The sequence below is a fragment of the Paenibacillus ferrarius genome, from assembly GCF_002027705.1.
GTDB classification, from domain to species: domain Bacteria; phylum Bacillota; class Bacilli; order Paenibacillales; family NBRC-103111; genus Paenibacillus_E; species Paenibacillus_E ferrarius.
Genome location: NZ_MBTG01000064.1, coordinates 1 through 9,654 on the forward strand (window position 1 = coordinate 1; position 9,654 = coordinate 9,654).

A 9,654-nucleotide genomic window follows, 5' to 3' on the forward strand; every position below is an offset into this window, starting at 1 on the left:
ATTAACTCAATAAAGCAGGGTATATTGAGAAGATATCGAACTTATTATTATCTAATATAAATGGCTAGGTAGAGGAGGAGTGACTCATGCCAATTATAAAAATATCCCTGTTTATTAAAGCACCTATTCAGGTGTGTTTTGATTTGTCACGCAGCATTGATATTCACATGGAATCGACCTCACATACAAATGAAAGAGCGGTAAAAGGTCGTACTAGCGGGTTGATTGAACTAGGAGAAACCGTGACCTGGGAAGCTACACATTTCGGAATTCGCCAGCAACTAACATCAATCATTACTGAGTTTGATCCACCTAATAAATTCGTGGACGAGATGGTTAGCGGTGCTTTTAAAAGGTTTAGGCATGAACATACATTTGAAATACAAGATGGTGGGACGTTGATGACAGATAAATTCGACTATACCTCACCCTTTGGGCCACTTGGTATGTTAGCAGACGTGATGTTTTTACGATCGTATATGGAGCATTTACTCTTACGACGAAACGAATATATAAAAAATAATGCCGAAAAATGAAAAGCGTTACCCAATATAGGTTCATTACGCTGACGGCGAACAAGAGCTCAATATAAATCAGGAGAAGGCTGCCGACAGCATGAATCGGCAGCCTTCTCCGCTATTAGGCAGAATTGTTCAATACGAGGCATTAAGACTAAATCACTGAATACACTAAAATGTTACATTTTGTAAATGGCCATATAACTTGATCTGGGCAGCCTGTTCAAGTAGACGGGCAGTATAACGCAATAACAGGGGTTGTATAAAAGGAAAGTCCATCCTTGTTATATAATAAAGATAAGAATTGCAATAATTTCAATTGAGCGAGAATGACTTATGGCGGACGAACTCTTATTTTCTAATTATGGAGTAGAGATATTTAAACGTAATGAAAAATTTTTCAACCGATTTGACGAACGTGGAATAGTTGTTCAAATGCGGGGTGGAGCAGGCCCTTTTTTTCGTCATTGCAGGCAGAATTTTATCGAGCATCTCCCTCGCAGATTTCTCGCTAGTTTTTCCTCCCCCCTGAAATACCGCCTCCTCCGCGAATGGTATCAAAGAATAGTAGCTGATCAAACAACACGGAGGGTACAGTAATGAAAAAATGGACAAAGTTGGGGATCGGCCTCTTGTGCGCAACATTGGTTACGTTCGGAGTACGCTCGATTTCGGGCATTTCGAATGCCGACGAAGCTTCGCAGACCGTGACAGGAACGGTGAAAACGATCGACGCAACCCAAGGCGTAACGGTTTCGACAGACGAAGGCGCTGAAAAAACAGTGCCGCTATCGAAGATGGTATGGGTATTCTTGGATGACCACAAAGCGCAAATGAGCGATCTCGGTACGGGGTTTAAGGTCGAGCTGATCCTGAATGGAAAAAAACAGGTCGCTTACATAAAAGCTATCTCGATTACAGTGACGGACAAATCGGGCAGCGCCCAGGAACCGGCGACCGCAGCTTCATCAGCACCGGCCGCAGCAGTTGCGTCCGCAACACCTGTAACACCGGCCGCCGGCACAAGCCCAACTAAATCGTCAGCTTCGTTGCAAACCGTTGCGCCAACGGCATCGGCGGATGCCACTGCACCTTGGAAAACGCTACATATCAAGATCGAGGGCAACGGCTTTACCATGGATATCCATGATAAAGGCGATCACAATAACGGCATGTCGATGATCAAAATGAAGCCGAAAGGCCGCGACGGGCTATTCCTCAAAGGCGACGACGCGGAGCATTGGATCCGTACGCTGCTCGCCGGCATCGATCTGAAGGCGCCGAACGTACAGCAGCAAATCAGCACAGCGTTCACAAATTGGTTTGAGCTGAACGGAACCACGCTGAACGTCAACATCGAAGTTGAAGCGAAGCCAGCTGCAGTTTCGGTTACTCCTGCAACATCTGCAAGCACTCCAGAGGCACCTTCGATTACGCCGGAAGTCCCTGTAAGTACCCCGGCCTCACCCTCGACTGTCTCAGTCGCTGCCGCTGCAACTGTGAATGCGCAAATCACAATCAGCCCAAATAACAATAACGACGACGATGAAAATCACGACGACAACGAGGACAAACAAGAGCATGACAAGCAAAAGAAGGACGACCACAAGAAAGTCGAAATAAAGATCAAAGAGAAAGAGCATCAGGACAACGGCAAGCACAAGGGCAAGGGTGGCAAAGACGACTAAAATTTTCAGTATAGACCGGCGGATACAGTGAATAACTGTGCCCCGGTCTTTTTTTTCGTCTACCCGCATTATCTGAAAAACACATGCAAGGATGACTGAACGGAGAACAAATGGGGGGAGTAAGCTTAACCTGCTTCAAATCAAAAATGATTCTCCAGTATGAGAATCGAGGAGCTGCCTCGGCTAGCTCCTTTTTTTCTTCACTTGTACAGATGTGCGATTTTTGCAAAGTCAGCTTTACATTATAAGCAAAGCATACTATATTATAAATGCAAAGTGAACTATACATGTAGTGGGGGGATCGAGGACCAAGGCCATGAAGACAAGGATTCAGGAGTTGCGTAAAAAGCATAAGATCAGTCAAGAGGAGCTTGCACTCGCGGTCGGCGTAACGCGTCAGACGATAACTTCGCTCGAGAACGAGAAGTATGTTGCCTCGCTTGTGCTTGCTTATAAAATTGCGAAATATTTTCACTTAAGGATTGAAGATATGTTTGATTTCAGTGATGTGGAGGTTGAAGGGTCATGACAGAATTTCGGACGGTTTTAACGCGGAGATTAAGATGGCTAATCGGTGCAACCAGTGTGTTTTCTCTGATCGTTATTTTGACTGCGCTATACGGGCATAAGGTCCAAAGCGACGCGGGCGATTTCGTACACGGAGTGCAAGGCGGGATTTTTATCGGCATGCAGATCATAATTTTGTTGGTCGGGAAAAAGTTGCGGGCCGCGCTGCGAAACGAATCGTTGCTGAAGACGCTATACATCGAAGAGCATGACGAACGGAAGAAGCTGATCATGGAAAAGGCGAATTCTTTGAGTTTGTACGTGACTTTGTTTTCCGTTTCTTTGGCGGCGATTGTATTCGGCTTCTTTAACGTTACGATTTCGATCACTCTGTTTGCAGTATTGATCGTGATCCTTCTCACAAGGATTTCCACCAACCAATATTACAATCGAAAGTTTTAAGAAAAAGCAACTTTCGGCTTCCTTGATCATTCCGCTAACGAGGAACGCTAGTTGAATAAAAGACGCGATTTCAGCCGGTCGAAATGATTTATCATGATCGGGTGGGGCGTAATTTCTTCGATGACGGCTCCGAAGACCGGCCATAATCTCTGTAGACGCGGGAGGGACGGCATTTCTCCGGTCGCATATACAGACTCTGAAAACTCCGATAGCGGCTGCGACGGCGGAGGAGGCGGAGGCGATTAACCCCCAGTCTCATAGCCTCGTTCAATCTTCGCAACCGATAAGCGTTCGTTGCGGATTCACCTAGCTCCTTGAGAATGGTGTAAATCGCCCAAGCGCCCGCCTCCGCTCCAATCCCCGGCACCATCTGCTGCATTTTCCGAAAGTCGATTGCGTCGTGATATTCCTCTGGAACGTCTGGTATCAGAAAAGAAATTAGTTTTTTTGTTGACCGGATTGCAAATCACTTGTAAAATTTTGTAAGTGTATACTTTAAGGTAATGAACTTACTTAAAGGTAAGGGGATGATTTATCAATGATTCATCAGCTTGAATGTCCAGTGGAGACAATCATTCATGTTCTAGGCGGCAAATGGAAACCAATGATTTTATGGCATTTGATACAATCCAATAAGCGATTCAACGATCTGGAAAAGCTTATACCTGATGTATCTCAAAAAATGCTATCACAACATCTACGGGACTTGGAACGAGAGAGCATAATCGATAGAACGGTCTACCCCACCGTCCCTCCAAAAGTAGAATATTCCCTTAGTGAATATGGCAAAACATTGATTCCTGTAGCAGAAGTCATGTGTGCTTGGGGAGAAAACCATAATAAGCGGAAATATGAAGAGTCTGCTTCTTAAAGCTTGTTAAATTCATTTGCACACTAATTCAAGGACTCATAACAAAAGCTGCCACGGGATTTGACCTGGCAGCTTTTGCTATTTACAGTCAATATTTCATTACGATTTTTGCCGTGAACAACATGGATAACCCTTTCTGCTTAATGCTTACTTTTAAGTAAGACCCTACATTAAAGTGGGTTCTTATCAAGATTTTTAAATGATGCTAAGCTTGAGTCAATCCAGAGATGAACTATCGGGAGTCATTTATAAAAGGAGGACAAATTGATGAAAATTATTGTTTTCGGAGCAACAGGAAATACGGGAAGAAGAGCGCTGGAGCAAGGGGGTAAAATGGGACATGAAATGACAGCATTCGTGCGAAACTCTGAGAAGTTTTATGAACAGCAAGGAGAGCGTTCAGCCAAACATGTGAAGGTGGTCGTGGACGATATCATAAACCCAGTAAGCGTCGGCGAGGCGCTCTCGCATCAAGACGCCGCTATTATTGCTGCCGGCCATGCAGGTCAAGGAGATGAGTTCGTTCGTCTCGTTGATAACATTATAAGCCAATGTGAAATCCACCCTAGTTTTTCCGGGAGGGTATGGGTAATAGGAGGTGCCGGCCTGCTGGATATTCCATATACTGACCTCATTGGCAATAATCTGCCCGGCTTCCCGCCCGAGTATAAAGATCACAACCGGAATTTTGAACGACTCCTACAGTCTGAGCTCGATTGGTCAATTATGTGTCCGGGAACTATGATTGATTCGATAGAGCCTCCAGCGTCGGTTCATCTGCATGTGACAACGGAGACCTTGCCCATATCAATTCCGAAGACGATCAAGGAATTTTCCGAGGCCGATATAGCCGGTTACTTGTTCAGCCGGCTTCAAGAGCTGGATGTTGCTTATGATGATGTCGTGAAATGCATGCTGGACCATATCGAGCTCGAAGGGCCTTTTAAGAGAAAAAGGGTCGGTCTCGCCTATCAAAGCGATATTCCGGTGAGCTAAGTGACATCAATTGACAATGTCAAGAACTTGAGCCGATTGCCGATTTGTGACAAGAACATTATCCGAATGCCGACAAGTTAAAATGGACCGCTCCGCTAACGGGCAGATTAGCGTAATAATGAATGTACTAATATTTTGTAAAAGATGGAGCTTTTTTCGAACGTCTAGATACATAGCAACATTCAGGAGTATTACGATTCGTTGGGTTATGAAAGCGGCAATTGCGGGAGAACGCTTCCACACTCATCTGTACCGGTACAGATCGTCTAAATTCGGATTGAATAACGGTTTCCCGGCGACTATGCTTGAATCTATAACCGGCCGGCTTAGTCAGTAAGGAACAAACCGAAACGAAAGGCAGCTGATGACTAGATGATGCAATTGACGAACGAAGAAATCAAGGCGTATTTACGCCGATTAGACATAGATGACGTTAGCCCGCCTACCAAAGACTATCTATTTGAGCTTCATCGATCCCATATTCGGAACGTGCCATGGGAAACGGTGGATATCGTTGCCGGAAGACCGGCGTCCATCGACGAAAGACAATCAGTACGGCTTATACTTGAAGGCCGCAGCGGGTATTGTTTTCATCTCAATGGCGCGTTTAGCTCGCTTCTCGCCTCACTAGGGTATAAGATTTCCCGGCACAGAGCCGGCGTTCAGCCACTGGGCGAACAACCAAGGGTAAACTCTTCCACCTTGGGTTAACGGTCAGCTTGGAGAACGAGGAAGGTAGGGAAGAGAGATGGATAGTTGATGCCGGTCTCGGGGATATGCCGTATGATCCACTGCCCCTGCAAGTGGGAGCTTACAGTCAAGGTCCATTTGCGTATACGGTTACTGAATTGGAGGTCGCAGAAAAAGGATGGTGGATGGTGCATGACCCGAACGCTACGATCGTCGGAGTGGATGTAGCTCCCGAAATCGTGCATGATTTAAAAACGTTCGAACCGCAGCACGAGCATTACAGCCGGTCGGCGGATTCACCGTGGATCAATCTGTTTCTCGTTCGGCAGAGGCATGCTTCGGGAAGCAACGAGCTTAGAGGTTGCGTGTGGAGCAAGAGAGACGTTCACGGCATAGAGAAGACGGAGCTTCACTCTAAGTCGCAATGGCTTGAAGTGCTGGGAGATATTTTTGGCGAGCATCTCGTAAACTACAGCAGACAAGAGCGGGAAGAGCTGTGGAAGAAAGTTCGGAACATTCATGAGCAATGGAAGAGAACGAAATCTTCTAATTAAAAGAACCTGTATTTATAACCAAGAATGGTACTGGAGATATGGTGGTTATGAGTATCGAGGAGAATGTGCGGCAGCAAGCATTAATAGAACTACACAGTAAGTTGTCCGAAGACGAAGCGGAATAAAAGCCGCGAAACAGGCATGGAAATCGATACGGTCATTGGAGATGCAGCTTATTCTGAGAAAGAGAATATTAAGTATACTAATTAAAACGAATTGAAATTAGTGTCCAAGTTAAACCCAATGATTTCACAAGGAAATCGCAAAAAAGAAGATGAATTTGAGTTCAATAAAGATGCAGGGATGTATGTTTGTAAAGCTGGACATATGGCGATTCGCCGGGCGCGTACGGGAACAAAAAATGTAGGAACAAATGAAGTAGATACCTACTACTTTGATTTCGAAAAGTGTAAGCAATGTCCTTTCAAAGCGGGTTGTTATAAAGAAGGGGCGAAATCCCAAACCTATTCGATCAGCATCAAATCAACCGAACATAGCGAACAGAAAGCTTTTCAAGAAAGTGAGTATTTCAAAGAAAAGGCGAAAGAGCACTATAAAATCGAAGCGAAAAATAGTGAGCTAAAACACAGACACGGGTATGAAGTAGCATCTACCTTCGGTCTTGGTGGTATGGAAATGCAAGGGGGCAATGGCTGTATTCACTATCAACCTCAAAAGAATATTGACGCTACTGAAGTAGAAAGCATGAAGAAAACCATAAAATAAAGGCAGAATTGAATGGAAATTCCCCTATTATTTATTTAGGTTTACTTCAAGAAGTCAAAAACTATGTTTTTTCAGTGGCCTCAGAAAAAAAGGTCGCTTTTTCATTTTAAAAGGAGGGCTGCGTCGGCGTTAATCGGATCAGTTCTTGTCATCCGACAATTATTGTCAAACAGCTCTAACTCGATTTGGAATAAAAGAGAGATCGAGCCTTTTGCAGCGACCGAGGTGGAATATAGTTCCAGATATGAAGAAAGGCGGGGTGTTGATGTGTTATAACAATGTGTTGACACAAAAGTAATTAGGAGCCATACTATATATATGAACAACAATAATAAAATAATAAATGACATTGGCGCTATTCCTTCGCTAGTATAATCCAAGCGGCAGATTGATCGCTATAACCTAGACATAGACGCACAAGCTATATTCGTCGCGTCTAGGCTAATGGCAGCGGGAGCCAAGCTTCACTATGGACAGACGAATAGTTAATAACAATTTAATTGAGAAAAAGGAGGGATCCATCGTGAAAATAAGAGCGATAATTACAGGTGTTACGGGGATGGTTGGCGAGGGTGTATTACATGAATGCCTGCAGCATCCTGATGTGGAACACGTCTTAGTGATTAACCGCAAACCATGCGGCGTTTCACATCCCAAATTAACTGAAATCATCCACAAAGATTTTTTTGATTTATCTGCAATAAAGTCTCAATTAAGTAACTATAATGCATGCTACTTTTGCTTGGGTGTAAGCTCTGTTGGTTTGAAGGAGGAGGAGTACTCACGATTATCGTTTGATCTTACTGTGCATATGGCAGAAATGCTCGCAGGCTTGAACCCAGATATGGTGTTCTGCTATGTTTCCGGAATGGGGACGGATAGTACAGAGCTAGGAAAAAGGATGTGGGCAAGAGTGAAGGGCAAGACAGAAAATCACCTCATGCAGCTGCCTTTCAAAAAAGCATACATGTTTCGCCCTGCCTACATCAATCCAATAAAGGGATTAAAAAATACGCATAAATCTTATTATGCATTTATGTGGCTATTTCCTATTCTAAGAAGACTATTTCCAAACGTTACAGTGTCTTTAAAGGAGCTTGGTATTGCAATGATTCATACCGTTACTAAAGGGTATGACCAATCTATTCTCGAGAGTAAGGATATCAGTAATTTGGCTAAATCCTAATCGGATACATTTGGCTTATCTCATAAACCAATTCATCTGAGCTCAATAATACAGCTGATTTATCCGGGTAATTATTCTCAATGTGTCGCTCACCCCCAAGCGCAAAGCGCATCCATGATATGCGTAAGTGAGCGGCCATACTCCGTTAGATGAGGAGGGGCTGGGAAACCTGCCCTTTACTCTAGCGGGCAGGATAACATAACCAAATATCGACTCTTGTTTTAAAATATTCGCTTTCAGCCAAAATTCCCTTTAATCCACGAATGTTGATCCAGAATATGGAGAGATGTATAAAAAGGAATTAAAATTGTTGAACAGAAGAAAAAAGACCTTGATGAAATTGAAAAAGAATTCAAAGAAAAGATACTAACACACCTATTGAAGAGCTTGTAAAAAGGTTATAGGCAATGAGCATTAAGCTAACGGCGAACGATAGCTTGAAAACTCCAGGCTGCTGATAAGATCGGCAGCCTGTTCACGGGCAGATTTGCATAATATTAAATGCGCAATTCACAATAAATCACAAATATTTCAAAATGTTATAATTTAAAGGGATACTTAGAATAATTTCAAGGAGGAGCCAAATGACATCGAACCAAACAGCACTTCCACAAATCGTTTCAGAACAAGAGTGGCTGGCTGCTCGAGAAGATCTGCTAGTCAAAGAGAAAGAACTCACTCGCGCTTTGGATGCACTGGCTGCAGAACGTCGCATGTTGCCGATGGTAAGGATCGATAAAGATTACGTATTTGAGGGCCCGAACGGTACAGCGAATCTTATTGATCTATTCGACGGCCGACGGCAGTTAATCGTCTACCACTTCATGATGGCTCCGGGATCGGACCAACGTTGCAGAGGTTGCTCGTCATTTGTAGACAATATTGGCCATCTTGCTCATCTGCATGCTCGTGATACGACCCTTGTTCTAGTCTCCCCTGCACCATTATTACAGATCGAGCCCTACAAGAGGCGCATGCGTTGGACTGTACCCTGGTTCTCTTCGAATGGCAACAACTTTAACATGGACTGTGGTGCAGGTAGTGGATTCGGCCTGAGTGTCTTTCTCCGTGATGGCGAACAAGTTTATCGCACCTATTACACGACGGCTCGTGGTGTTGACAGGCTCAGAGCTGACTTCAATTTCCTTGATCTGACACCATACGGGCGCCAGGAAGACTGGGAGGATTCACCTGAGGGTTGGCCGCAAACACCGCCTTATACGTGGTGGCGGCTGCACGATGAATACTAAGTGTGACCCGAGGAAGGAACAAACTTGATGAATTGCTGGATTTTCGAGCGATAGCTATCATCACTTTTTCGGAAGCATTCCCTGAACAGCAGGAGAAGGAAGTCAGCTGAGGCTGGCTGCCTTTTAACGGATACTTTAGTTTAATCAGTGAATCATCAAGGCAACCGGTCAGACGATCGGTTGCCTTTTCTCAACTAACGGGCAGT

The 9,654-nt window shown here is 44.3% G+C and carries 8 protein-coding genes and 5 pseudogenes; 12 read left to right on the plus strand and 1 reads right to left on the minus strand.

Going from position 1 to position 9,654, the window contains the following annotated elements; translation table 11 throughout:
• Positions 1-86: 86 nt before the first annotated feature.
• The 4 genes from BC351_RS37235 to BC351_RS37250 all read left to right on the plus strand — a co-directional run bounded on the left by BC351_RS37235 (position 87) and on the right by BC351_RS37250 (position 3,175).
• Positions 87-536 carry an SRPBCC family protein gene (locus tag BC351_RS37235; RefSeq protein WP_079420698.1) on the plus strand — a complete coding sequence of 150 codons (450 nt, stop codon included), beginning with the start codon at positions 87-89 and terminating at the stop codon, positions 534-536.
• 581 nt (positions 537-1,117) lie between these two features.
• Positions 1,118-2,206, plus strand: a complete 1,089-nt coding sequence (locus BC351_RS37240; protein ID WP_079420700.1) for a hypothetical protein — start codon at positions 1,118-1,120, stop codon at positions 2,204-2,206.
• 316 nt (positions 2,207-2,522) lie between these two features.
• Entirely contained in the window at positions 2,523-2,735 is a 213-nt protein-coding gene (locus BC351_RS37245) for a helix-turn-helix transcriptional regulator (RefSeq protein WP_079420702.1), read from the plus strand.
• Positions 2,732-3,175, plus strand: coding sequence for a hypothetical protein (locus BC351_RS37250; protein WP_079420704.1), 444 nt, complete (start codon positions 2,732-2,734; stop codon positions 3,173-3,175). The genes BC351_RS37245 and BC351_RS37250 overlap by 4 nt, the downstream gene beginning before the upstream one ends.
• A gap of 91 nt (positions 3,176-3,266) precedes the next feature.
• Here the strand turns inward: BC351_RS37250 and BC351_RS37255 are convergent.
• Positions 3,267-3,584, minus strand: a pseudogene (locus BC351_RS37255) (EcsC family protein); the annotation flags it as partial.
• 129 nt (positions 3,585-3,713) lie between these two features.
• Here BC351_RS37255 and BC351_RS37260 point away from each other — a divergent pair.
• The 8 genes and pseudogenes from BC351_RS37260 to BC351_RS37300 all read left to right on the plus strand — a co-directional run bounded on the left by BC351_RS37260 (position 3,714) and on the right by BC351_RS37300 (position 9,448).
• Complete coding sequence (locus BC351_RS37260; RefSeq protein WP_079420707.1) at positions 3,714-4,046, plus strand: winged helix-turn-helix transcriptional regulator; 333 nt, start codon at positions 3,714-3,716, stop codon at positions 4,044-4,046.
• A gap of 267 nt (positions 4,047-4,313) precedes the next feature.
• Positions 4,314-5,042 (plus strand): NAD(P)-dependent oxidoreductase, encoded by a 729-nt coding sequence (locus BC351_RS37265; RefSeq protein ID WP_079420709.1) that lies wholly within the window; start codon positions 4,314-4,316, stop codon positions 5,040-5,042.
• 372 nt (positions 5,043-5,414) lie between these two features.
• Positions 5,415-6,286: pseudogene (locus BC351_RS37270) on the plus strand (arylamine N-acetyltransferase family protein).
• Between the two features lie 5 nt (positions 6,287-6,291).
• Positions 6,292-6,411 (plus strand): annotated as a pseudogene (locus tag BC351_RS44565) (type II toxin-antitoxin system Phd/YefM family antitoxin); the annotation flags it as partial.
• Positions 6,410-6,986 (plus strand): annotated as a pseudogene (locus tag BC351_RS37280) (transposase); the annotation flags it as partial. The pseudogenes BC351_RS44565 and BC351_RS37280, both read left to right, overlap by 2 nt.
• A gap of 344 nt (positions 6,987-7,330) precedes the next feature.
• Positions 7,331-7,477, plus strand: a pseudogene (locus tag BC351_RS43700) (MarR family transcriptional regulator); the annotation flags it as partial.
• 58 nt (positions 7,478-7,535) lie between these two features.
• Positions 7,536-8,198 carry an NAD-dependent epimerase/dehydratase family protein gene (locus BC351_RS37295; protein WP_079420713.1) on the plus strand — a complete coding sequence of 221 codons (663 nt, stop codon included), beginning with the start codon at positions 7,536-7,538 and terminating at the stop codon, positions 8,196-8,198.
• 584 nt (positions 8,199-8,782) lie between these two features.
• Complete coding sequence (locus BC351_RS37300) at positions 8,783-9,448, plus strand: DUF899 domain-containing protein (RefSeq protein ID WP_079417190.1); 666 nt, start codon at positions 8,783-8,785, stop codon at positions 9,446-9,448.
• Positions 9,449-9,654: the final 206 nt, after the last annotated feature.